Annotated in this window: 26 protein-coding genes; 5 read left to right on the top strand and 21 right to left on the bottom strand. The window is 33.0% G+C overall.

What is annotated here, in order from left to right; genetic code table 11:
* Positions 1–28: 28 nt before the first annotated feature.
* The 6 genes from QWC74_RS14265 to QWC74_RS14240 all read right to left on the bottom strand — a co-directional run bounded on the left by QWC74_RS14265 (position 29) and on the right by QWC74_RS14240 (position 6582).
* Entirely contained in the window at positions 29–583 is a 555-nt protein-coding gene (locus QWC74_RS14265; RefSeq protein WP_006784897.1) for a class D sortase, read from the bottom strand.
* 58 nt (positions 584–641) lie between these two features.
* On the bottom strand, positions 642–2294 hold the full coding sequence (locus tag QWC74_RS14260) for a hypothetical protein (RefSeq protein ID WP_006784896.1): 1653 nt from the start codon (positions 2292–2294) through the stop codon (positions 642–644).
* 617 nt (positions 2295–2911) lie between these two features.
* Positions 2912–3892 (bottom strand): siderophore ABC transporter substrate-binding protein, encoded by a 981-nt coding sequence (locus tag QWC74_RS14255; protein ID WP_006784895.1) that lies wholly within the window; start codon positions 3890–3892, stop codon positions 2912–2914.
* Positions 3893–3930: 38 nt separating this feature from the next.
* Positions 3931–4686 carry an ABC transporter ATP-binding protein gene (locus QWC74_RS14250; protein ID WP_006784894.1) on the bottom strand — a complete coding sequence of 252 codons (756 nt, stop codon included), beginning with the start codon at positions 4684–4686 and terminating at the stop codon, positions 3931–3933.
* On the bottom strand, positions 4683–5633 hold the full coding sequence (locus tag QWC74_RS14245; protein ID WP_006784893.1) for an iron chelate uptake ABC transporter family permease subunit: 951 nt from the start codon (positions 5631–5633) through the stop codon (positions 4683–4685). Before QWC74_RS14245 ends, QWC74_RS14250 begins: the two co-directional genes overlap by 4 nt.
* On the bottom strand, positions 5620–6582 hold the full coding sequence (locus tag QWC74_RS14240; protein WP_269146103.1) for an ABC transporter permease: 963 nt from the start codon (positions 6580–6582) through the stop codon (positions 5620–5622). The genes QWC74_RS14245 and QWC74_RS14240 overlap by 14 nt, the downstream gene beginning before the upstream one ends.
* A gap of 216 nt (positions 6583–6798) precedes the next feature.
* Between QWC74_RS14240 and QWC74_RS14235 the strand changes: the two genes are divergently transcribed.
* Positions 6799–7158 (top strand): AraC family transcriptional regulator, encoded by a 360-nt coding sequence (locus QWC74_RS14235; protein ID WP_006784891.1) that lies wholly within the window; start codon positions 6799–6801, stop codon positions 7156–7158.
* A gap of 33 nt (positions 7159–7191) precedes the next feature.
* Here QWC74_RS14235 and QWC74_RS14230 read toward each other — a convergent pair whose 3' ends face one another.
* The gene (locus tag QWC74_RS14230) at positions 7192–8472 is read right to left on the bottom strand and encodes an alkaline phosphatase family protein (RefSeq protein WP_006784890.1); all 1281 of its coding nucleotides are present in this window, start codon (positions 8470–8472) and stop codon (positions 7192–7194) included.
* A gap of 164 nt (positions 8473–8636) precedes the next feature.
* On the opposite strand from QWC74_RS14230, the gene QWC74_RS14225 reads away from it, so the two are divergent.
* On the top strand, positions 8637–8822 hold the full coding sequence (locus QWC74_RS14225) for a hypothetical protein (protein WP_006784889.1): 186 nt from the start codon (positions 8637–8639) through the stop codon (positions 8820–8822).
* Positions 8823–8865: 43 nt separating this feature from the next.
* On the opposite strand, the gene QWC74_RS14220 is transcribed toward QWC74_RS14225, so the two are convergent.
* From QWC74_RS14220 to QWC74_RS14190, 7 genes are all read right to left on the bottom strand, one after another.
* Positions 8866–9165: a CAAX protease family protein gene (locus QWC74_RS14220; RefSeq protein ID WP_006784888.1), complete on the bottom strand. Its 300-nt coding sequence runs from the start codon at positions 9163–9165 to the stop codon at positions 8866–8868.
* A gap of 17 nt (positions 9166–9182) precedes the next feature.
* A complete protein-coding gene (hslO, locus tag QWC74_RS14215) occupies positions 9183–10058 on the bottom strand; it encodes an Hsp33 family molecular chaperone HslO (RefSeq protein WP_006784887.1) in 876 nt (291 codons plus the stop codon).
* A gap of 187 nt (positions 10059–10245) precedes the next feature.
* Positions 10246–12279, bottom strand: coding sequence for an ATP-dependent zinc metalloprotease FtsH (gene ftsH / locus QWC74_RS14210; protein ID WP_006784886.1), 2034 nt, complete (start codon positions 12277–12279; stop codon positions 10246–10248).
* A 15-nt stretch (positions 12280–12294) separates the two neighbouring features.
* On the bottom strand, positions 12295–12834 hold the full coding sequence (gene hpt / locus QWC74_RS14205; RefSeq protein WP_006784885.1) for a hypoxanthine phosphoribosyltransferase: 540 nt from the start codon (positions 12832–12834) through the stop codon (positions 12295–12297).
* Complete coding sequence (tilS, locus tag QWC74_RS14200) at positions 12827–14206, bottom strand: tRNA lysidine(34) synthetase TilS (protein WP_006784884.1); 1380 nt, start codon at positions 14204–14206, stop codon at positions 12827–12829. Before tilS ends, hpt begins: the two co-directional genes overlap by 8 nt.
* A 1874-nt stretch (positions 14207–16080) precedes the next feature.
* Complete coding sequence (locus tag QWC74_RS14195; protein WP_006783214.1) at positions 16081–17241, bottom strand: SpoIIE family protein phosphatase; 1161 nt, start codon at positions 17239–17241, stop codon at positions 16081–16083.
* Positions 17242–17594: 353 nt separating this feature from the next.
* Complete coding sequence (locus QWC74_RS14190) at positions 17595–18920, bottom strand: MATE family efflux transporter (protein WP_006783213.1); 1326 nt, start codon at positions 18918–18920, stop codon at positions 17595–17597.
* A gap of 169 nt (positions 18921–19089) precedes the next feature.
* Here QWC74_RS14190 and QWC74_RS14185 point away from each other — a divergent pair, with 169 nt between their 5' ends.
* The 3 genes from QWC74_RS14185 to QWC74_RS14175 are packed head-to-tail and all read left to right on the top strand — an operon-like array spanning position 19090 to position 20971.
* Positions 19090–19467, top strand: a complete 378-nt coding sequence (locus QWC74_RS14185) for a GntR family transcriptional regulator (protein ID WP_006783212.1) — start codon at positions 19090–19092, stop codon at positions 19465–19467.
* A gap of 2 nt (positions 19468–19469) precedes the next feature.
* Positions 19470–20327: an ABC transporter ATP-binding protein gene (locus tag QWC74_RS14180; protein ID WP_006783211.1), complete on the top strand. Its 858-nt coding sequence runs from the start codon at positions 19470–19472 to the stop codon at positions 20325–20327.
* Positions 20327–20971, top strand: coding sequence for an ABC-2 transporter permease (locus QWC74_RS14175; RefSeq protein ID WP_006783210.1), 645 nt, complete (start codon positions 20327–20329; stop codon positions 20969–20971). Before QWC74_RS14180 ends, QWC74_RS14175 begins: the two co-directional genes overlap by 1 nt.
* Before the next feature lie 66 nt (positions 20972–21037).
* Here QWC74_RS14175 and QWC74_RS14170 read toward each other — a convergent pair whose 3' ends face one another.
* The 7 genes from QWC74_RS14170 to QWC74_RS14140 form a co-directional block, all read right to left on the bottom strand.
* The gene (locus QWC74_RS14170; RefSeq protein WP_006783209.1) at positions 21038–21394 is read right to left on the bottom strand and encodes a S1 RNA-binding domain-containing protein; all 357 of its coding nucleotides are present in this window, start codon (positions 21392–21394) and stop codon (positions 21038–21040) included.
* Positions 21395–21430: 36 nt separating this feature from the next.
* Positions 21431–21781, bottom strand: a complete 351-nt coding sequence (locus tag QWC74_RS14165; RefSeq protein ID WP_006783208.1) for a septum formation initiator family protein — start codon at positions 21779–21781, stop codon at positions 21431–21433.
* The gene (yabQ, locus tag QWC74_RS14160) at positions 21735–22265 is read right to left on the bottom strand and encodes a spore cortex biosynthesis protein YabQ (RefSeq protein WP_006783207.1); all 531 of its coding nucleotides are present in this window, start codon (positions 22263–22265) and stop codon (positions 21735–21737) included. Before yabQ ends, QWC74_RS14165 begins: the two co-directional genes overlap by 47 nt.
* On the bottom strand, positions 22262–22579 hold the full coding sequence (gene yabP, locus QWC74_RS14155; RefSeq protein WP_006783206.1) for a sporulation protein YabP: 318 nt from the start codon (positions 22577–22579) through the stop codon (positions 22262–22264). The genes yabQ and yabP overlap by 4 nt, the downstream gene beginning before the upstream one ends.
* 191 nt (positions 22580–22770) lie before the next feature.
* Positions 22771–23505, bottom strand: coding sequence for an ABC transporter permease (locus QWC74_RS14150; RefSeq protein ID WP_006783205.1), 735 nt, complete (start codon positions 23503–23505; stop codon positions 22771–22773).
* Positions 23506–23751: 246 nt separating this feature from the next.
* Positions 23752–24804 carry an ABC transporter substrate-binding protein gene (locus tag QWC74_RS14145; RefSeq protein WP_155223044.1) on the bottom strand — a complete coding sequence of 351 codons (1053 nt, stop codon included), beginning with the start codon at positions 24802–24804 and terminating at the stop codon, positions 23752–23754.
* Between the two features lie 668 nt (positions 24805–25472).
* Positions 25473–25772: an RNA-binding S4 domain-containing protein gene (locus QWC74_RS14140; protein ID WP_006783203.1), complete on the bottom strand. Its 300-nt coding sequence runs from the start codon at positions 25770–25772 to the stop codon at positions 25473–25475.

Below are 25772 nucleotides of genomic sequence, written 5' to 3'. Positions count from 1 at the left end.
AAATCCTCAGATTAATCTGAGGATTTTTTTACTCTATTAAACTAGCTTTCACAACATATCTTTCAGGTGTTGGCCCCATATAAACAAACGGATAACAAGTCACTAATGTAATCATTGATCTATCTGATGACTCGTAAATCCAATCATCATCTGGATCAACAATCTGAATATCTTGTATCTCATAAGTCAAGGTATTATCTAATGTCTCAATTGTAATTAACTCTCCAACCTCAACATGTTTTAAATTCCAAAAAATTTCTTCTCGGTGGCCGTAAAGTACTGAATTACCCACATCACCAATCATAGATGTGTCGTCATCTATTCCTACCCCTTTTGTCAAAATCGCATCAGATGTTCCAACACGGATTGGCAATAACTTGTCAAATGAAGCAATCTGCATCATCCCAACAATACTTTGATCGACATTCTCATTCGATGTTTCTTCCTTAGGAGTATTTTTTAATTCCTCCCATTGTTCCACCGATTCTTTAACTCCTTTATTCATCTCAATTAATGGATAAATTCCTATACCTAAACAAACTACACCAATCAAAATCAATAAAATTGGTATTATCTTCTTCATCACTTCTACACCTCTAACGCAAAGGAGAAGCACGTTAGTAGCGCCTCTCCTTTTATGATTACTGAACGTAATTTAAATTATCAAATGAAACAATTGTTTTTGTCTGATTATTTGCGTCAATATACTCAATCTCAACTACGTCACCTTCGCGGGTAATAGCTAACTCCGGTGAGATAGTGCTTGCTCCCATCAATAATAAATTAGTTTGATCTTTTAAAATAATCGTATAATAAGTATTTCCATCACTTTGACTCATTCCAAAACGCTCAACAGTCCCCTTAATTGACTTACGTTCTCCTGATGCAAGATTTGAAAAATCACCTTTTCCAAACATCAACTTCGTATAATTAGCACGAGCCTCACTTAATGTTTCACCTGTACCAACCATCGAATAATCTTTTACATTAACAAATGCATATTGCTTAACTAAACCTTGGTTATCCTTTAACGTCATAAAATACGTTGGTTCATTTTCAATATTTAATAACAATGGGAAACTCGCAGAATATGACATTTGTTGAACTTTTCCTTCTGCTGAACGCATCGCTGCAATCTCAGTTGCACCTGCAATTTTATAGAACTTTGTTTCCTTCGTTCTCGTATTCGATAACATAAATCCAACCGTTGATTCATCAGAGCTAGCTGAAGTCATACCAGTATAGAAATACCACTCTCCATCGACATACATATAATTACTTCCCTGAGTTGCTTGAATAATCCCTTTTTTAGCAAATAATGTATTGAAGAATCCGTTTGTATACCACCCCCAGTCATTAATTTGATTAATCACAAATGATTGTGGTTGGATACGGTCAATCCATGTTGGTGCCTCTTCAGTTGAATATTTATGAGTCTCTCCAGTTTGCGCATCAACCACTACTACTCCAGTCGCATCAGATCCACCATTAATTCCGACTTTCTTAGTATAAGTTGTCACAACCCAATAAGGGCGTCCTGAATCATCTAATTCAAATGAGAAATCAGTCAATCCTTCAAACATATTTCCTTCAAAATATACCTTACGTTTAATATCATCATTAAAGAATGCCGAAGGTAAATACTTTAAGTGAATTGGGTTTCCTTCTGCATCTTCTTGAACTAAACGTACATCCTGAGCATCAGTCGCTGAAACCATTATATATCCAGGGGTCCCCTCATGATTAGCAAACCACTTAATAATATCAATATGTTCAAGAGGTGCTACCCAGAATAACTCGTCATTCATACTAATTAACGTATAATCCCCAACATAAACCTGAGACCCCAAACCAACATCTTCTCCAAGCTTTTTCTCACCTAAACGGCGAGCATAATCTTCATCAACTGTTGGAATCTTAGATAAATCAACTGATGGAATCTCTTCAACAAATTCTTTTGTCTCCACATTACCAATTAAATCGTGATATTGTTTGCTCCAAAAAATAGGTAATGATGATAACTGATATCCAAAATAAATGATAATCATCGTCAGTAAAACAAACTTAATTTTTGAACCTGGAAAACTAATGGGATGTCCTTTAGCTATATCTTGAAAAATATAACGTACATCTTCATAAAAATAAGCAATAATTGCAATAATTAATAACCCGTAGAATAATCCAAATCCTTCTTCAAATCTAATATTTAAAGGTACTAATAATACATAATCCGCAATTAAAAATAAAACAATCAACGGAATAATTGTAACTAAAATATTACGTAATCTTTTCACATTATTCACTCCATTATTTAATAAGACGTATAAAAATTATTAATGTAATTATATCAAATCATGATATTTATTACCACACTTTCCCCTTACTACTATCATTTAGAAAACGACACCCTTCATCGCTTAATCTAGTAAAACCACTAAAATTCTTCATCACACTCTATATTATTAAAAGACTTTGAATGGTAGTCTTCAAAATTCACGACAAATAAAAAATCCTCGAAGTTTACCTCGAGGAAGATAATCAGAAAACACTTGGTGGAGATAGTGATAGAATTTGAAGTCTTTTTAGAATCTACGCCGCAAATCATAGATTCCAAATTTAGTTTTATTTATATTTGAGGAGTACAAAACTAATCTATAGGGAATAAGTATTCTTAAAAAATACTTGAATGACTTCCAAATTTCTATAGGTGATAAATTCGATGAAAACTCATGACAATTTTCATCAAAACTGACACTATCCTGTCATTAAATGACCATGTTTCCTAACACGTATATTATACTATAATTTTACATATTTTTGTGAATTTTTTTAAAAAGTTTGTGATTTTTTTATTTTTGTAATTAAATTTAATAAAAAAATAAGGTGAAATACTCACCTTATTTGCAAATTATTATTTTAACGCAGCACTAATTTCATCAATCATCATATTTGTTGAAGTAAATCCACCACTCGCTGTATACCAAATCCCAGCATTTAAATAAACAATGTGATCATTTACACTTGCATTTGTTGCATGAATTAATTCATTATCTAATAAAGCCGCAGCCGTTGATTCTCCTCCAATCGCAGCCCCACGATCAACAACAAATAGATAATCTGGGTTAACTTCTAAAACATATTCAAATGAAACATTTTGTCCATGTGTTGATACTTCAATATTTTCATCAGCTGGAATAAATCCAAATGTATTGTGGATGATTCCAAAACGAGAAACTTGACCATAAGCACTTACAGAACCATCATTAACTAACGTAATTAAAGCATTAGCTCCTGTTGCCGTTACAGCTTCATTTAAAGTCGCAACTGATTCCTCAATTTTAGCTAATTCTTCTGTAACAAACTCTTCTTTTTCAAAGATTTGACCTAAAACTATCATATTTTCTTTGAATGATTCTAAATAATTCTCATTATCAATTCCCATGGAAATAGTTGGCGCAATTTTTGATAATTCTTCATAGTAATCAGATTGACGTCCAGAAATAATAATTAAATCTGGTTGCATTTCATAAACAGCTTCTAAATCTACTTCTTTTAAAGAACCTGCATTAGCATATTCAGAACCATCAAATTTTGATAAATGTTCTGGCATTGAACTTGATTGTGGAACTCCTGTAATTTCAACCCCCATGTAATCTAATGAATCTAAAATTCCGTAATCGAAAACAACAACATTTTCTGGGTTAATTTCAACTTCTGTTTTCCCTAAGTCATGTTCAATTATTAAAGTTGTTGCTACTTCTTTATTTTCAGTTGATTTTACTTCTTCAGATACAGCTGTATCTTCTGCCGGTGCTTCCATTGCAGGTGCCTGTGAGCATCCTACCATTCCCATTGCCAAAACGGCCATCATTACTAATAAATTTTTCTTCATTTTTCTTTTCCACCTTTTCTTATATATTTAATCCTAGCCTAGTAATACACACAGATTTTTTTGTTATTAATCTCTTTAACTTCAAAATCCATATCATATAACTCGCTTAATGTTGATGCCTGCATAATTTCATCTACTGTTCCGCAAACCGAAATTTCACCGTTTTGCAAAGCAATAATTTCGTCTGAATAACATGATGCAAAATTAATATCATGAATCACAATAATAACTGTTTTACCAAGCTCATCTGTAATACGACGTAACATCTTCATAATTTGCACACTATGCTTCATATCAAGATTATTTAAAGGTTCATCAAGTAAAATATAGTCAGTATCTTGTGCCAACACCATTCCGATAAAAGCGCGTTGCCTTTGGCCCCCACTTAACTCCTCTAAAAACTTATCCTGAATATCCTCAAGTTGCATATAATGAAGCGCCTCGTCAATCTTAGCTTGATCGACTTCCGTTAAATTACCTTGACTGTGTGGGAAGCGACCGAACGCGACTAAATCTCGAATTGTAAGTCGGACGCTTAAATGATTACTTTGCTTAAGTATCGCCAGGACTTTAGCTAATTCATTTGTTTTCCACTGTGATAACTCTTTTCCATCAATAAAGACTTCACCAGAATCTCTTTTCAACAAACGACTCATCATTCCTAATACGGTACTTTTCCCAGCACCATTTGGTCCGATAAATGAGGTAATCTTTCCCCTCTTAATTTGAAAAGAGACATCATTTACGACAGCTTTTGAACCATATTTCTTTGAAATATTTTTCACCTCAATCATACGCGCTCCTCCTTTAACAGAACATAAATAAAGTAAATCCCACCGACAAAGTTAATAATAACCCCAATTGTTGTACTAAATTGGAACACTCTCTCAACTAAGAACTGACCTCCAATTAACGATACAATACTAATTAATATTGCACCTGGAATTAAAACACTATGACGATAATCTTTAAATAATTGATAAGAGAGATTGGTTACCAGTAATCCTAAAAACGTAATAGGTCCTACAAGTGCTGTTGAAACAGCAACTAAAATTGAAACAACAACCAATAATTTTCGAACAATCTTATCGTAATCAATACCTAAATTAATCGCATGTTCACGCCCTAAAGATAAAACATCTAATCGCTTCATATCTTTAAATGCCCATAAAAATGTAACAACTATTGTTAAAAATGAAATCATTAATAAAGATGATTTAACATTATTAAAACTTGCAAACATTTTATCTTGAACGATTAAAAATTCATTTGGATCCATCACCATTTGCATAAATGAAGATAAACTACTAAATAAGGTTCCAAAAATCATTCCGAGCATTAGTAAGAAGAATAAATTCTGATTTTCCTGCTTGAACATAATACGAAATAATACTAACGAAAACAGAACCATTAAAATTCCAGCTAAAATAAAGTTAACATTCGAACCAATTAAAGCAACATTTGCTGATCCAAAAATAAAGACAATGACAGTTTGTAACATTGTATATAAGGAATCCAACCCAAGAACACTGGGCGTTAAAATCCGATTATTAGTAACTGTTTGAAAGATAACTGAGGATACTGCAATTCCCCCACCTGTTAACATAATCGCAATTAACTTTGGAATTCGTCTTGACAAAGCATATTGATAAGAATTCGGATTTAATCCGTATGCTAAATATAATACGCTAAAGCCAATCGCTAAAATGAGTAGGATACTAAAAAACTTACGACGTTGCATTTGATTTCCTCCTCATAATTAAAAATAAGAAGATAATGCTTCCAATGACACCTACCGTTAATCCAATCGTAACTTCGTATGGATAAATAACTAATCTACCAATCAAATCACAGATTAGTAAGAACAATGCTCCTAAAATAGCAGTATGACCTAAACTATTTTTTAGATTATCGCCTAAGTATAATGACACAATGTTAGGAACAATGAGGCCGATAAATGGGATAGCTCCAATAGTAATGACGATAACTGATGTAATTAAAGCAACAATCGTTAATCCAATATTCACAATCCACTTATGATTAAGACCTAAATTTGTTGAAAAATCTTCTCCCATTCCTGCGATTGTAAATTTATTAGCATATAAAAATGCAACGATAATAAGTGGAATACTTAAATAAATAAGCTCGAAATTTCCTTTCATCACATTTGTAAAATTTCCTTGAGCCCAAGATGAAATATTTTGGACTAAATCAAACTGATAGGCAATAAACGTTGTAATGGAGTTAACAACATTCCCAAGCATCATCCCGATTAAAGGGATAAATAAACTATTTTGAAATTTAATTTGCTTTAATATTCCCATGAATAAGAATGTTCCTGCTAAAGAACAAATAAAAGAAAAAAACATTTTATGTAGCGGAGATGCTCCAGCAAAGAATAACATAGCGATAAGCATTCCTAATTTAGCAAAATCGATTGTGGCAGCAGTCGTTGGAGAAACAAATTTATTTCGTGTTAATTGCTGCATAATTAAACCACAAATACTCATTCCAACCCCCGCAACTAATATACTTAGCAATCTCGGAATACGACTCACAAATAAAATAAATAATTGATCAATGTCTCCATTGATAACTGAATCTAACGTAACATTACTTGCTCCAACAAATACTGAAACAATAGACAGTATTAACAATAGAATTAATAAATATCGCTTCTTCAAATTCATACCTCTTCCCCGTTGTCAACATATTTACTCTCAATAAATTCTATGTTATAATTAATCCAACTTAATTGATAATTATTATCATTTGTTTTTATTATAACAGTTAACCAAGTAACATTCTTAACTATGTTTAGATTTTTATAACTATATTTAGGTTTTAGCCTTTTTATTGATAATAATTATTATTATCTTTTTATTTTTTTATATGGAGGGAAAAAAATGAACGATACAAACAAAAATAAAGCTCCAAATTCCGGTCTTTATGGCCCACAAGTTTTAGCATATATCTCAAATAATTACGATCGAAACTTAGTTTTAGAAGACGTTGCTAGCTACTTTCATCTTAATAAATGCTATTTTTGTTCTGTTTTAAAAAAGGAATTGGGGAAAACTTTCTCACAAGTTGTTAATGAAATTAGAATTGAAAATAGTAAACCACTACTCGAGGAAGGAAGATTATCAACCCTTGAAGTTGCATTAACAGTTGGATTTAATAATCAAAACTATTTCAATATGACATTCAAAAAAATAACAGGGATGACACCCCTACAATATCGTCGAATTGCAAATCAAAAATAAAAAAGGTCAAAGCACAAGCTTTGACCTTTTTTATTAATCTACTAATAATTCACGAAGTACACGTCCATCTGCTTCAGGCATTTCAAATCCTAAAATAGCTGCACATGTTGGAGCAATATCCACAACTTTAGCAACTGAGATTTCTTTTCCTTCAAGTACCCCTGGACCACTTAAAATTAAACATGGTTGCTCCCCTTTACTTGGGATATGTCCATGTGTACCACGACTTACACGATAATCATCATTCATAATTGGATTTTGATAATCAGCTAATAGATTCCATCCAAATGCGGCTCCTTCTTTAGCTTCTAATACAAATGTAAACTCTCCATTTAAACGATACGTTTTATTAACTTCCTCACGCGTAAAAATATGCTCAATATGTAATAAATCACGATTTTCGTTTAATAACTGATAAACCTTTTGAACCATTTCTTCATCTTTAGGATTTTTTAAATAAACTTGAGCAGATACAGCACTAGATTGGATATAAGCTTCCCAATCTGTCATTTTTCCATTCTCATCTACTGTTAATAATCCATTTTCAATTAATAATTTATTCGCATTAATATTCATATCCACATCAACTTGTCCATGATCTGAACAGAAAACAAACGTTGTTTTTTCATATAAATCATTTGCTTTTAAAGCATTTACAACGATTGCTAACATATCATCTAAATATTTATACGCATCTACTAATTTTTCAGATAATACCCCGTGTGAATGACGATAATGATCTGGTAATGTCATATGCATTAACATTACATCTGGTTGATATTTATTAATAACATATTCTGTTGCTTTTGCAGAAAATTTATCTGTTGAATAATAATTTGGTAACGTCCATGCTTCCGCACAATAGTCCCACATTTCCTGTGTTAAAACATCATTTGAATTTTTACGAATTTCAGATTCTTGTTCTTCTTTAGGATAATGAATTCCAGCACGTTGAACAACATAATCAACATTTGCTCCTACTAATGTTGGCCAACTATTAATAAATGCTGAATAACCATTTTCTTGAGCTAGTTCAGGTAGAATTTGAGCTTTATTTTGTGAACGTAACTCATACCAAGGTGCATTATTAACTAATGGTGTAAATACCTCATTTGTGATAATTCCATGTTTATTAGGATAAGTTCCTGAAACAATCGATGCATGAGCTGTATAAGTCATTGATGGATATACTGTCTCAACTGATTTTACAATTGATGCTTTTTTTAAAATTGGTCCAAACGTTGGTAACTGTTTTAAAATTTCAATATCTTTACCAATCATCGCATCTAATGACATCAATAATAATTTCTTCATATCATCCACGCCCTTTCTTTGCTGTCCTCAGATATAAAATAACTTTATTAATATGATGACATAATTTTGTATAAATGTCCAATATTTCCGCTCACGCCTTCCTTAGTCCACACGTATAGTAATATTGAGCTCAATCTCGACAAAAGCGATAAGGAGTGACACTGATGAAAGTATTAAATACTATTCTTATCATTTGTGGTTTATTATTATTTTACATCGGACTTCAAGCAGATACCCAAGCTCCTTCAAACTCTTCTGATTTTTCAAGCCTAAGATATCAGCTTGAACAAGGTAATATTGATCTCCGCCCTAATATCATTAAAGTTATTGATGAATTCTATCCGATGTAATAAAAAAATCCATTATTTCAAAATGAAATAATGGATTTTAATTTTATCCAAAAATAATTTTATAAATAACGTAAAACCAACCAAGTAATCCATGAATAATCGCCCATAAAATAGAGTGATGTGCTGTGTAAGAGATAACAACTGCAAGCATCATTCCTAAATTATAGCTTTTTCCTAGAACCGACATCATTCCCTTTCTTAGTTCATGTCGATAATCGTTTCTTAATTCTTGGCGAAGCTCTTCTTTAAGTTCCTCACGCCAATAATCCTTTTGTGAAGATGTACTTCCATCACTAATAACTTCACCTTCAACTACTTCAATATTATCTTCATAGCGATTCATATTAATTCATCCTTTAATTACTTTACTCGTTCTTTTAAGGCTTCTAATTCTTCAGCAGTAAATTGATAACGTTCCATACAGAAATGACAAACTGCCTCCGCACCGTGATCTTCATCAATCATCGCTTGGATTTCATTTTCTCCTAAACTAATAATTCCATTTTCAAATTTATCTTTTGAACATTTACATTCAAAATGAACATCATGACGATCTAAAATACGAACATTTTCCGAACCAAAAATCGTTTCTAAAATTTGTTCAGGAGTAAGACCTCCATCAATCATTTGAGAAACAGGTTTAATATTAGATAAAGCAGTTTCTAACTTCACTAATGTTTCTTCTGTAGCTCCTGGCATTACTTGAATAATAAATCCTCCAGCTGCTTTAACTGAGTTATCTGGTTCAACTAAAACCCCTACGCCAACAGCAGATGGAACTTGTTCAGATACTGCAAAATAATACGTAAAGTCATCACCAATTTCACCTGATTGTAACGGAACTTGTCCTGTGAAATAATCTTTTAATCCTAAATCCTTTGTCACTGATAACTGCCCATCAGTTCCAACAGCCATCCCTACATTTAATTTTCCTGAATTATATTGGAAGTGTACTTCTGGATTCGTAACATATCCACGTACAATACCTTTTGAGTCTGCATCTACAATAATTGAACCGATTGGTCCATTTCCATTAATACGAATAGTAATTGTTTCTTCACCTTTTAACTGGCTTCCCATCATAGCAGCAACCGTTAAAGTTCTACCAAGAGCAGCCGAAGCAGTTGGCCAGCAACCGTGACGACGACGTCCTTCTTCAACTAAATTTGTTGAACTTACAGCAAATGCACGAATTTGATCATCAAATGCTAATGCTTTAACTAAATAATCTTTCATTTAATGTGCCTCCTTGTTGTCTCTTTTATTTCTTAGGAAATCATTTTTATGTTGTCTATGATAACAAAAATACACTTATTTTTCTACTCATTATTGTCAGTATTAATTTTATATTGAGCTAATAGGAAAAATTTATTTACATCATCTCATAAAAAAACCGTTTCTCTAATGAGAAACGATTTTTTTATTATAACTCTTCAATTGGAGGTAATTCATCCTTTGAATGAGTTAATGTTGATTTTAATTGATAATTATTATTTTCACGCACTAATTTGAAATTAGCTTGTTTTTTATCATCTTTATTAGAGCTACTAATTGTATAAGCTGTTGTTTCTAAGTGACCTTTTTCAACTAACTCATCAATTTGTTCTTTCGTTAATGTTTCATACTCTAACAATGTTTCAGCGATTAATTTTACTAAATCTTGATTTTGCTCAAGAACCTTGCGACAACGTTCATAACATTCACTAATAATCTCATGAATTGCCTCATCAATTTGACGTGCTAAATGATCAGAGAAGTTCTTATCTTTATTATAGTCACGTCCTAAGAATACATTTCCACTACGTTGTTCGTATTGGATAGGCCCTAATTTACTCATCCCGTATTCAGTAACCATCGCACGTGCAATAGCAGTTGCTTTTTGGAAGTCATTATGAGCTCCCGTTGTTACCTGGTGGAACGTTAACTCTTCTGAGACACGTCCAGCTAATAATCCAGTAATACGGTCTAATAAATCTTGTTTAGTTTGTAAATAAGTTTCCTCTTCAGGAAGCATTAAAGCATATCCTCCCGCTTCTCCACGAGGAATAATTGTAACTTTATGTACAATCTCTGCATTTTCAAGTTTTAATCCAACAACAGCATGTCCTGCTTCATGATAAGCAACAACACGTCGTTCTTTTGGTGAGAATACTTTTGATTTTTTAGCAGGTCCCATCATAACGCGATCCGTTGCTTCATCGACATCACGCATTTGAATTTCTTTACGATTTTCACGAGCTGCTAATAAAGCAGATTCATTTAATAAGTTTTCAAGATCCGCTCCACTAAATCCTGGTGTACGTCTTGCAATATCTTCTAAACGTACTTCAGGTGCTAAACGTTTATTACGTGCATGCACTTTTAAGATTGCTTCACGTCCTTTAACATCTGGACGACCAATTGTAATTTGACGGTCAAAACGTCCTGGTCGTAATAAAGCCGGATCTAAAACGTCTGGACGGTTAGTTGCAGCCATTACGATAATACCTGAATTTGGACCAAATCCGTCCATCTCAACAAGTAACTGATTTAATGTTTGTTCACGTTCATCGTGTCCTCCACCCATACCAGCTCCACGTTGACGCCCTACTGCATCAATCTCATCGATAAAGATAATACAAGGCGCTGTTTTCTTCGCAGTTTGGAACATATCGCGTACACGACTTGCCCCTACCCCTACGAACATTTCAACGAAATCAGAACCTGAAATTGAGTAGAAAGGTACTCCAGCTTCTCCTGCAACTGCACGAGCTAATAACGTTTTACCTGTACCTGGAGGCCCTACTAATAAAATACCTTTTGGAACACGTGCTCCCATTTCATTATACTTAGCTGGACTTTTTAAGAAATCGACAACCTCAACCAATTCTTCTTTCTCTTCATCATTTCCAGCAACATCTTCGAACGAGATTCCTTCTTGTTTAGATAATTTAGCACGGCTCTTACCAAAATCAAACGCCTTATTATTCCCTCGTTGTGCTGATTTAAACATAAACATGATGACACCTAGGAATAAAACAGTTATTAACGCGTAAGAAAGGAATGACCATATCTTACCTACACTTGAAGCTAATTTATTATTAATTTCAATGTTATTTGATAATGCTAAATCATAAATACGTGACAATTCCGAATTTGGAACATTTGCAGTATAGATAGTTTTCTTTCCATCTACCATCATTTCACCTTGAACAGACCACATATTTTGATTGTCTTCACCATCTACTGGTTGAACATATAATGAAACAATTTTTCCTGATTCTAAATCACTTAATAATTGTTCATAACGTGGCTCTTCAATTTTCTGTGTTTCCTGTGGAATAAATAAGAAACCATATAACCCTAAAACAATGATAAATAGAATAAAGTAGATTCCAATACTTTGTGGACCTTTTTTATTAAAACTACTTTTCTTTTTCATGCTTTTAATTTTATCTTTTGGATTAATTGGCGGCATCTTCGCACCTCTTTCTTAATTCATGTAGACTTCTTCTTTAAGAATTCCTACATATGGTAAATTTCTATAATACTCATCATAATCTAATCCATAACCAACAACAAAGGCTTTTGGAATTGTAAATCCAATGTATTTTGGTTCCATTACAACTACTCGACCTTCTGGTTTATCCAACATTGTTACTACTTCAACACTTGCAGCTCCGCGATGTTTTAAAAGTGCGATAACTTTATCTAAAGTAAATCCTGTATCTACAATGTCTTCAACAATAATGATATGACGTCCCTCTACTGAGATATCAATATCTTTTAAAATCTTAACTTGTCCAGTTGAAGCGGTTCCCCCATGATAACTAGAAACATCCATAAACTCAATTTGAACTGGAATATTCATGCACTTCATTAAATCTCCGATAAACGGAACAGATCCTTTTAATAACCCTAATAAAACCGGTTTTTTATCCGCATAGTCGATTTCTAATTGCTTCGCTAATTCTGCAGCTTTAGCTTCGATTTGTTCAGTTGTTAATAAAATTTCTTTAATATCGTTATGCATCTTCTTCATTCCCTCCGAGGTGACAATAATCAATTGTAATCGTTTTACCATTTAAATGTTGTTGACAATAAGATGATTTTTTTAAAAGTGGAATCCAGATAATTCGATCATTCGAATCTGTAATAATCGGCCATGTATCTCTTAAATGTTTGGGAACTCTACATTCAATCATAATTTCTTTAATTTTTTTCGTTCCATGTCCGTTCATTAGAGTGATACGATCACCTGGTTTGCGTGTTCTAACCTTTAAAGGTAATTCTATTTCATTATAACACAAATCAACTTTATTAATGCAAGATTTTTCCGTTTTTTCATCGACTTTGTTCTCCCTTATACACAAAGTAGAACCTTGAGGTAAGACAAGCGTAGAATCTACATCTAAAATCATCTCATATGGCTCTATTTCATCAAGCATTGTAGAGAATTGTACTATATCATAGGCTATAACACAACAAATTTGATTAGGTAACGTCACGCTCAAATTAGGTTTTGAACTCTGCATAACTGACAGTACTTCTTCAATATGTACAGTTTGAATATCCTTTATCATAAACTGCTGAAGAATTCGTTTAATCAATCGTCTTGATAAGCTTTTAGGAAGGCTATTTATAAAACTTCTTGAAACTTTAAATACTCCCTTAATTTCAGAAACTTCATTCATTAATTGATCAACCTGTAAATTAAAAAACGCTTCATCTTCACTTAACTGCTCACTAATGCTTCGAGAATGTTCATAAACAGAAAAAGTTTCTTCTGCTAAAGCTGGAATAATATATTTTCGAATTCGATTACGAGTATACACATCGCTTTGATTTGATTCATCCTCTCTGTACTCAATTCTAGACTCACTACAATACTTGTAAATATCATCTTTTGTTACCTCGATTAATGGTCTAATTATTTTCAATCCGCAATACTCCACTATCGGTTCTATTCCAATTAAACCACTAACTGTACTATGATATAAAAGTCTATAAATTTGTGTTTCTAAATGATCATCGGCATGATGCGCTGTCACAATACAATCTGCTTTATAATTAGCAGCAACTCTTTTAAAAAAGTTATATCTTTCTCTTCTCGCATATTCATGAAAATTTTCATTAGTTAAACACTTAGGTAAATAATAAACCTCATAATCTAATCCATTTTCTAATGCTATTTTGTTAACTAGAACCTCGTCTAAATCTGAGTTTTCACGCTTCTTGTGATTCACATGAGCTACAACTAAATGAAGGTTATACAGTTCTTTAATTTCGACTAGCAAATTTAGTAATGCCATTGAATCTGCCCCGCCTGAAACTGCGACAACAACTGATTTATTTTTCTCCAATAAATTGTATTTTTTTATCGTCCTTAATATAACCTTTTTCATTTAATTCTATTTCTCCTTGCCCTTTAAAAAACGCTTATTATCTATTATATCCATTTTGAGGTAAAAAAAAAGCATTCCCCTTACTTTCATACACTTTTTCTTAATATCCTCCAAACAACAAAAAATCAGATCCTAGATAGAATCTGATTTTTAAATTTATAATGAGCTCATTATTACAAATTAAACTTCAACAAATGACATGATTCGCGACTATCACATCATTCAAACCGGTCCCCTTACATATTCGGAACCTTCGAATACGCCCCTGTATCCGAAATAACGATTTACAAAATCGTGGATAATATTCAATTGTTTGTCCGAACACGTCCCTACTCTAGTAGGACACTTCCATCATAAAATGGTTTTAAAATTGGATGAACACATAAAACTTTTTAAAAAAATATAAATCTTACTTAAAAACAAATAATTTTCAATGAGATTTCTATTATAACTACTTATATGGTGCCAGCCATAAAATAGTCAACCAATCTCCAATTTATAATAAATAATCAATTACTTTATTAAGGCTAGTAACCTGACCCTTGAACCTAGTACCCTACTAAAATTAATTTGTCGTTGTATAAGTTAATAACTTAACTAATATAATTCAAATAAATATTTAAAATTTATATCACTATTTTAGGAAAGTGACCATCCTTACATATTTTTGATTACACACTCATTGTCACTGTTTAGGTCAGCAACTTACCTCGCACACTTTGATCTACACACACAATTTTAAATTACTGAATTTTACACACACTCGTTGTCACTGTTTTAGGTCGGCAACTTACCTCCCATACTTTCATCTACACACAATTTTAATTTACTAGATTTTACACACACTCGTTGTCATTGTTTTAGGCCCATGACCTGCCTCGCACACTTTGATCTACACACAATTTTAACTTACTGGATTTTTTACACACTCGTTGTCACTGCTTTAGGCCAGCAACTTGCCTCGCACACTTTCATCTACACACACTTTTAATTTACTTGGTTTTACGCACACTCGTTGTCACTGTTTAGGTCAGCAACTTACCTCGCACACTTTGTTTACACACACACTTTTAACTTACTGGATTTTTTACACACTTGTTGTCACTATTTTAGGTCAGCAACTTACCTCGCACACTTTAATCTACACACACTTTTAATTTACTAGATTTTACACACACTCGTTGTCATTGTTTTAGGCCCATGACTTACCTTGCACACTTTGATCTACACACACAATTTTAACTTACTGGATTTTACACACACTTGTTGTCACTGTTTTAGGTCAGCAACTTACCTCGCACACTTTTTTCTACACACACACTTTTAACTTACTGGATTTTTTATACACTCGTTGTCATTGTTTTAGGCCCATGACCTGCCTCGCACACTTTAATTTACACACACACTTTAACTTACTGGATTTTGCACACACTCGTTGTCACTGTTTAGGTCAACAACTTACCTCGCACACTTTTTTCTACACACACACTTTAACTTTCTGGATTTTTTACACACTCGTTGTCATTGTTTTAGGTCAATGACTTACCTCACACACTTTGTTTACACACACACTTTTTTCTGGATTTTACACACACTTATTGTCACTGCTTTAGGCCAGCAACTTGCCTCGCACACTTTGATTTACACACACACTTTTTTCTGGATTTTTTACACACCTATTGTCATTTTTTAAGGCTAATGACTTGCCTCACACAAATTTAAATACCTCATTGCCATTGGATACATGTATTAACACTCAACATTTCACTGAAAACAGATAAAATTAATTAGTTTAGATGATAGACGAGCTTCTTTTATGTTGCCAGCCATAAAGAAATCTCATCTATCTTCCTGTTATCTATCTTGCTAAAGTTTTATGATGCATATTGCGCTTGAACTATCGATTGTCTACGATATTGAACGACTAATACCATCATATCGTCTTTTATTTTTCCTTTATTTTTATTAACGGTTAGTTGTAACAAACTCTTAGCCAATACTTTTGGCGTTTTGTCAACTTGATATAAAATTGTCTGTTTTAATTGTTCGATATTTCCATACTGTTCAATGATTCCATCACTGCACATGATTAAAATATCATTATCTTCTAAATTTAACGTTACATGGTCGACTACTTGATCTACCATAACTCCAACGGGTAGTTGAGCTAAATTGATTAGTTCTATTTGATGATCACGCACTAAGAATGTTGGGGTTGCGCCGTTTTTATAAAACATGGCTCTTTGTCTTTCTCGGTCAATCATACAAATATCTAACGAAAAGAATCGTTCCTCTGTATTGGAATGTTGTCGTAATTGTTGTAAGGTTTGGATGGCTGTTTTAACAGGGATATTAAAACTTAACAAACATTTTAAAATTTTAAGAGCTTCTGAGCTCTCTTTATGGGCAGCTTCTCCATTTCCCATTCCATCACTTATTGCAATAAAGGTTTGACCATTACTGAAATTCTCATACATATAGCTATCACCTGAAATTTTATTTCCATCTTTTCCAACATAGGAGACAGCGTGATCAATATTAAATAAGTTCGATGAATAAACTTTAATTTTTGTTTGTTTACCTTTTGTTTTCTCAACAATTAACCGAAGTGGCTCATTCATTATACTCTCTAGTATCGTTTGAATGGACAACAGCGTCAACTCTTTCGGGGGTGAATTAATAACTAAATCCATCTTGATGAGTCTAGGATATAAACTCTTAATCTTAATATCTGCACACCGCACATGAAGCTTATCAAGCTCCTCCTTAATACGATTAAGTTGAAGTTCAAAATCATGACGATCATACATGATTGATTGCATCATTTGATCAATCACCATACGGATACAATCCATGATGACATCAACTTTAATCAACTGACCATGACCAATGAATTCATACATCGATTTAATTAACTGTTGAAAGTTAACCAATTGATTGAATAGCTGGCTAATTGTATAAATATTCAACTTCTCTTTAGCCTCGCGTTTTGGTCTTGGCGAAAATGTCTTTTTCATTTTCGATACAAGTTCCATAACATCTCTCCTCCTACAGAATAACCAATTGTCCCCCCGGGCTCAATTCGTAAGCCTATATTACCACCCTGCAAGTTGATATTTTGTCACTTTGTTGGAGTGTTTTAGTCTTTTGAAAGACAGAATTAGCACCTCTTCGTCAGAGAGTTTAAAAATTATTCAGCCTTTTGACTTTGTTTTACAGCACTCGGCAGTAATTGATGTTAAAACCTTTGTAACGTTAAGTAGAAAGTAGAATAAAAAATCTCAAACTTGCATATAATAAATGCTCATTTTTAAATTTTGATATTAAATGTTAAATTTTGTCCAAATAAAAAGGTCCCTCTATCTACGATAAAGTGACCTTTCTAATATTAATAAATAACAGCTTTTCCTCGCCATCCACCACGTTTGAAACGAACTAGGAAAATAATTGCACGGACACATTCATCAAGAGCCATCGCTATCCAGATACCAGGAAGTCCCCATCCTAATACAATACCGAATACGTATGATAAAAGCGTCGCAATACCCCACATCGATAAAATCCCGACATAGACCGGATACTGCGTATCTCCCGCTGCTTGCATTGAACGAACCAAAACTAAATTCACAGCTCGTCCTAATTCTAAAAATATTTCGATGAACGTGATAGTCTTTAATAAACTTAAAATTTCTTGATTACTCGTAAAAATCCCAAAAATCACATCACTAAACATATAAACCGTAATTGATACCCCGAGTGTAACTGCCATTGCCGGCCATAATGTCTTAAGCCCACGTTGATATGCCGCGTCCTCTTCCTTTGCTCCGACTAAATGCCCGACAATAATCTGATTCGCTTGTGCAACAGCCGATGAATATAAAAATGAAAACCACGCAATCATATTTGCATAAACACGCGCCGTAATAACGATTGTTCCTAACATATTCACACACGTTAAAATAATCATTTGTGAAACATTATACGCCACACTTTCTCCACCAGCAGGCAACCCAATTCGAATTAACTGTTTAAACGTCTCACGGGGAAATGGCCTTAAATATTTAATATGTAAATCCCCCGAAACACTTTTAACAAATACACGATACACTAAAATAACTCCAATAAAGCGACTAAATACACTCGAAACTGCAATTCCGGCTATTCCCATTGAAGGAAGTAACAGAGCATTTCCAACAATATTTAATACATTCACAATAATTGAAACATACATTCCCTGCTTCATTAAACCATTACTTCTAAAAATTGCAGAGAAACTCATAAATAAAGCTTGTAAGAAAATCAGTCCTCCAACAATATTTAAATACACTTTAGCATCAGCCATTAATTCAGTTGGCATCTTTAAAGCATTAAACATCGCGTCACTGCCTAAAAATAATCCTGCACTAATAATCAAACTAAAAATTAAATTCGTAAAAATTCCAACCGTATAAATTTCAGATACCTTTTCTTTATTCCTTGACCCTAAATATTGTGTAACCATAATCGTAATAGCCATTGTTACAATACTAAACGTAATCGTCACAAAATTCATAATCGTATTAACATTTCCAATTGCTGCAACAGAGTTCTCAGAATACTGGCTCATCATAAACTGATCCACATTTCCAACCAACATCTGTAACACTAACTCGATAAATATAGGCCATGTTAATTTAAACAATGAACTTCTTTTATCAATCTCTAACGTATTCATCTTCTTCTCCTCATTATTTATTGAATTTTTTTCTCCTTAAATGCAACAAATCTGGATTATAACACCCACTATTACCAATGTAAACAAATTTTTAAATCCTATTGACTTTTTATTGTAGCAATAATATATTGTATATATACTGTATATACAATATAACAAAGGTGATGCAATGGAAATCATTATAAGCAACTCAAGTAAGAAACCAATTTACGAACAAATAACATCTCAGATTAAAAATCTAATCATGACCGGGGCTTTACAAGAAGGCGATGCCCTTCCCTCAATGAGAGCCTTAGCTAAAACTCTACACATCAGTGTCATTACAACAAAAAGAGCCTATGAAGATTTAGAACGCGATGGCTTCATTGAAACGGTTGTAGGAAAAGGGAGTTTTGTTGCGACTCACAACTCCCATCTACTTAAAGAAGAACAACAAAGACAAATCGAAGATTATTTAACAAAGGCTGTCTCACTTTCAAAAAGCTGTGGTATCTCTTACGAAGAATTAACTGAAATCTTAAATGTTCTATACCATGAGGAGGTATAAAAATGGAACACGCCATTAACGTGAAAGGATTAACTAAAAACTATCCCAATTTTTCAATCAATAATATTAATTTAGTTGTACCTAAAGGTTACATCGTTGGTTTAATTGGAGAAAATGGAGCTGGGAAAAGTACCACCATTAAATCAATCTTAAATCTTATTAATAAAGATAGTGGTTCAATCGAAGTATTTGGACTAGATCATTCAAAATATGAACTAGAAATTAAGCAACGAATCGGAATCGTCTTTGATGAAAGTCATTTTCCTGATCAATTAAAAGCTAAAGATATTAATACAATGATGAAAAATATTTATCAAAATTGGGACACTCCCCTATTTAATCAGTATTTGAAGCAATTTAAACTTCCTGAAAATCAGATCATTAAAGAATTCTCTCGTGGAATGAAGATGAAATTATCTCTCGCCACCGCACTAGCTCATCATCCCAAACTATTAATTTTAGATGAACCGACAAGCGGCCTTGATCCGATTGTACGTAATGAAATTTTAGATATCTTCTTAGATTTCATTCAAGATGAAGAACATTCAATCTTAATTTCAAGCCACATCACCTCTGATCTTGAAAAAATAGCAGACTATATTACGTTTATCCATGAAGGAAATATCATTTTTTCCAAATCAAAAGATGCATTATTAAATGACTATGTCATTATTAAATGTCGTGAGCAAGAACTAACACAAATTGATCCGATAGATATTATCCACAGCAAAAAAACTGGGCAAATTTATGAAATACTCGTTAAAGATAAACAAAAAATGGAGATTAAATACCGAAATCTAATTATGGATCAGCCAAGTATCGAAGATTTAATGCTTATTTATATCGGGGGAATGAAATAATGAAAGGACTTATCTTAAAAGACTTATTAAATTTGCGTAAAAATTTAAAAACAATCATTATCATGTGTCTATTCTACACACTCTTATTTTCAACTTTAAATCCAACATTTCTTTCTGGCATGATTACCATTTTATTTGCAATGCAAATCCTTACAACATTCTCATACGATGATTACTCTAAATGGAATATGTACGCTCTATCGTTACCTATTACCAAAAAGCAACTTGTTTTAAGTAAATATATTTTAGGAATTTCTTTTATTATTTTTGGGGGAGTTTTCTCATTTATTTTAACTTCTCTACTTAGCCTCTTTAAAGGGAGCTTTATACTTGGGGATCTGGTCGCCTCAATAATTGGAAGCACAGGAATTATGATTCTCATGATTCTTATCCTACTTCCTCTTATTTTTAAATATGGAGTAGAACGTAGCCGCATCATGCTATTAGCTATCTTTGCGATTCCAACCGTTTTAATCCTTATTATTAGTAAAGTCTTAGCTTTAACAGGCATTCCTTTCCCATCAGAAGAACAATTGAATGCTCTATTACCAGTCATCTGTATAATAGCCACCCTTATTCTGATTGCTGGAAGCTACGTATCATATATGACATCAGTTAAAATTGTCACTAAAAAAGAATACTAATTAAAAAAACTCCCCTTCGATTTGAAGTGGAGTTTAAATATATATTTTAAACTAAGATCGTCTTAATTAGTTAGAGCGACGACGTTGAGTTTTTAAATTCTTTTTAAGACTAGTTTGTTTCTCATCGCTATCTTTTAAGAAATTAGTGATTGCCTTGTCTAAGTCTAAAGCTGGACGTGCAGGTCTTTCTGGACGTGCAGGTTTCATTGAAAGGTTAATTTTCCCTTCTGGTGTTACCTCTTTAACGCGTACAGTTACTTCTTGACCAACGCTAACAACATCTTCAACTTTTTCTACGAATTTTTCAGATAATTCACTGATGTGAACAAGTCCTGATTTACCATTTTCTAATTCCACAAATGCACCGAACTTCTTAACACTCGTGATTTTACCGTTTAACTTTTGACCAGCTGTGATTGACATAAAAATCGACAGTCCTCCTCATAATATTTATATTAATTAATTTTCGTTTGATTCCTGTGAATCTTCTGGAAGCTTAAAGATTATTTCACCTTCCTCGGATTTAAAATACTTCTCGCGGGCAAGTTGAGCAATATAGTCTTCATTCTCAAGTTTGCTTATTTCATCGCGATAATATTCCTCTTTTTCAGATAACTCTGAATATTGTTCTTCATACTCAGCAAGTAGTGCTTTAGCTTCGGAAAGTTTAGTAAGACGCTCTGTATACATAAAATAACCAGTAGTGACCATAATTCCAACCAAAACAGTCAGTGTTAAAAAGCGTTTGAAAAATTGTTTTCTTCTAATTTTTCGATTCTGTTTCGTTATTAGTGTTAGTTTTCTTGCCACGTCGTCTCACCTTCTTTTTCTTCGTAAACCAAATTCCTAACTTAGCAAAAGGAGTGTAAAATATAAGCTTTAAAATTCTAAGAAACACAATTATTATATCAGAAACAAGCTTGTAAATAAACATAATGGGTGAAATAACTAGGATAATAACCAATTTTTTAATGAACTTTGCTACAATAAACAGGCTTTCTCCCAACATTTCGAGGTCATGATGCAGATTTTGTCTCATAAACTTATAATATAGAATAACACCCAAAGCTAAGAAAAGTAATATGTACAGGTGAAAAATACCTTCATTAACATTATAAATATATATGAATGTGAGGGGGATTTGGATAGTCCAATATAGAATAATCCATGCTATTTGGACGATTTTGTTAAACAATTGATTCTTAACAATCGTCACACAATCAAACGTTATTCCAATAAAAATTCCGTACAAAATAGCATGAATCATTAAGGCGAATTGTGTATTTAGACTCATCTAAATAATTTGCTAAAGATTCCTTTTGAGTCTTCCCCCACTGTTTGAAAATCATCGTATTCATATCCAGTGATATACCCAATAATCGATAGCTCTCCTTTTTCAAGATCAAGATTTTTCAATTCTAAATCCATTCCCCTAACAGTTAAAATCCCCATTGTTGTATCAATAGTAAACAACTCACTATCAAAACTTAATAACTTGGTTATACCTGTCACATCCATCAATTTACGTTCTTTCATCATAACCTGGTGGTGACCAAGTAAAGTGCTTGGCTTCTGTTTCATGTACGATTCTTTCTCATAAATGTTCATAGTCTCTTTTCCCTCCATTATCTGTTATCAATAAAAGTTATGTAATATTAACAACAAATATAACTAAAGGAAAAGAAGTCATTGTTTCTACCTTTTATTTTATGCTTAATCTCACTCGTTGTTCTAACAAAATGACAGATTTCTTTGAAATTAAAATCACTTTTTATCAATTAAAATAGTTTTTTGTTAATTTACTCTAACTTTCTTAATAAAAACTTCATTATCATACTAATTAAAAAATCAAATATCATCACAATCAAAATTAAAATAATCGTCCATCCAAAAACTCCAGCCATATTTAAATACGTCTTCTCATAATTAAGTGCCTGTCCAATTCCAATCCGACTTTGAGCCATAACTTCTGCCATTACCATCACCTTAAAAGCAAGACCGAGCGTTGCCTGTACACCACTACTTAAAGCATAAATTAAATTAGGATAATAAAGCGCAAAAAACTTTTCAAATATTGTGCATCCAAATAATAGACACACATCTTTCAAATCACTATCTACCTTTTTAATTGATCCGACTACCAACTCATAAATAATAGGAAAAATAACTAATCCCACAATAATCGTCGGTCCTAAATCACGACCAAACCAAATTAAGAGAATTAAAATTAATGAAACCGTCGGAATCGTCCGGAGCAATATCATCGCCGGATTTAACAACGCCGCAACTACTTTATAATAACCCGCTAAGATGCCAACAACTAAAGATAAAACTAAAATACACACAAAAGTTACAAGCGTCCTAACAACTGTGACTGAAATAATTTCAATAAATGTTGTGCCTCTTATAATCGTAAAAATCTCCATTAAAATAGATTCACCAGATGGGAGAATTAATGGCTTTCCAACCGAAAATGAAAAATATTCATAAACGACTAAAACAATAAACATCGAAATAACAGTATATATTTTCATGTACTCCCCCCCAGTGCATCTAATAATAAAAAAAGCACTCGAATAATGCTCTCAAACTGAATTCACAAAAATCACCAATAACTGATGAACGTTAAGTTAAACAACAGATTGAAATGCATATTCAAGTGCTAAGTGACAATAACTTGGTAGGTGGTCTTTCCCCTACAAAACAAGTCGGCTACCAAACCGAATTTCAAGTTATCACCGTTTATAATATGTTCAAATCTACCTCATTTATTCCAAAAATTATTTATCATTATCTAAATAATAAAAATCATCATCCGGTAATGCTCCACCTATCGTTTTCGAATCAAACTCATAAAGTTTTTCTAAATATAAATTAATCTCATCCTGCGCCTCTTTAGCCGTTTTAAAAATTAAATGTGAATTAGGAACAGAGGCGGCAATAATAGCTTCAGGCGTTTCAAGCCCTGTTGCATTAGCCTCAATCGCCATTTCATTCGGAGACTCATTTGCAAAATTAACGCTTGCCGCTACCTGTGCTAATAGTGACTCCACAACTCCTGGATTATTTTCAATTAAATCACTGTGAACAAAAAGGCTCGCCTGTGGATAAGACGTCACATCATAAAGAGTTCTCCACTCTTCTTGAAAATCAGCTACCAAATTAGCATTCTCAACCTTCGTCTTCGAAACCGATAAAGAAGGTTCCGCAATAACCGCTATCTCAATTTCCCCCGCAGCAAACATCGACTGAACATCAGTCACACTATTCAAATACTCAATCTCAACTGAATCTAACAATCCTTTTTCCTTAAGAACCGTTTGTAAGACAATATCAGGAGTACTTCCCTGACCAAACGCCGTAATGGTTGTACCAGACAACTCCTCGATTGTCATAGGTTCACTACTGATTAAATACAAATTCCCCCAAACAATCGTTGCTGCTAATTGATAAGGAACCCCCTTCTGATACAACGTTGCTCCTAAATTAGTCGGCGCTACAATCACATTAGCTGTCTCAGAAGTAAAAGCCGCTAATAACGGATCACTACCTTGAACATACGGCTCTACAATACATTTAACTCCTTCATCAAGTTCTGGTAACTCACTTGCTAAATGAGCCATCGCCATAGCAGTCGAACCACTTGGTACTAATATATTAATTGAAACCTCTTCTATATCATCCGCTACCTCTTCAACTGGATGTTCCTCTTTTTCTACTTCCTCTAAAACTTCTGGTTCTTCATTTACTATTTCATTAGTCTTTGGATTTGAACTACATCCCGTTACCATTACTAATAAACACATCATCACCATCATTAAAAACTTCTTCATAACATATGCCTCCCTTTTGACTAAATTATAAAGGCAATATTCCAAATTACATATTAAAAAATATCATAACCGTCCGATGATATCCGACATCTTCAAAAAAATCCGTAACATAATAAAAAAAATCGTAAAATAATAGCGAATCCTAACTCAATTCAAATGCAAAAATCCGATGAAAAAAAACTTAATCAACCATAATTCTTAATCCTTAGAAAATACCTGTCGAGATTTCAAAAAAATAGGCTACCTCCAAATTAGGAGATAGCCTATTTTAATTAACTAGCTTCACGTTTTATAAGTTAAAAGGGGTTTTCAGCCTTTTAGACGGTCTAATCGAATTTTTGAGATTATAAGACCATTTATCCTAATTAAACCCCTTCTACCTATTTTGTATGGAGTAGAAGAGGTTAATTAGGGTTACTCGCAATCCAGCTTCAAACACCAATCCTCCTATAAAGTCTTCAAATGCCTATTGACTCATAAAGCGAGTCAATAGCATTCGATACGACTTTTACGTAGGATTAATCGGTGTTTTCAGCTTTTTACTCAATCTAGCTCCAAGAGACAACTCCTCCATAAAGTTGTATTCACTCTTGTGCTCAACACATAGCACTTCGGTGAATGTCAACTTTTGTTCGCAGTTAACCGTCTCTCTCAGCCTTTTACTCTTATCATTCAAATATTTCGATTCCTGTTACTTCATCTAATGATGGACGTTCAATGCGTTCTTCAGAGATGATTTCATACATGTAAGCTGCATCTTGCTTCTTAGTTGAATCCTTAATATCAGTTACACGTACTTTTAAAATCTTGTTTCCATAATAAAGTGTTAATTCATCACCAAGTTTAACATCTGTACTTGATTTGGCCACTTTTCCATTAATTTCAATACGCCCTTTATCCGCTACTTCCTTAGCTAGCGTACGGCGTTTCACTAAGCGTGAAACTTTTAAATACTTATCTAAACGCAT

Origin of the sequence: uncultured Turicibacter sp., assembly GCF_938044715.1 — a bacterium.
In the GTDB taxonomy this organism is placed as follows: domain Bacteria; phylum Bacillota_I; class Bacilli_A; order MOL361; family Turicibacteraceae; genus Turicibacter; species Turicibacter sanguinis.
The sequence above is the reverse complement of the archived record's forward strand: the minus strand, read 5'-3'. Positions and strand labels throughout refer to the sequence as shown.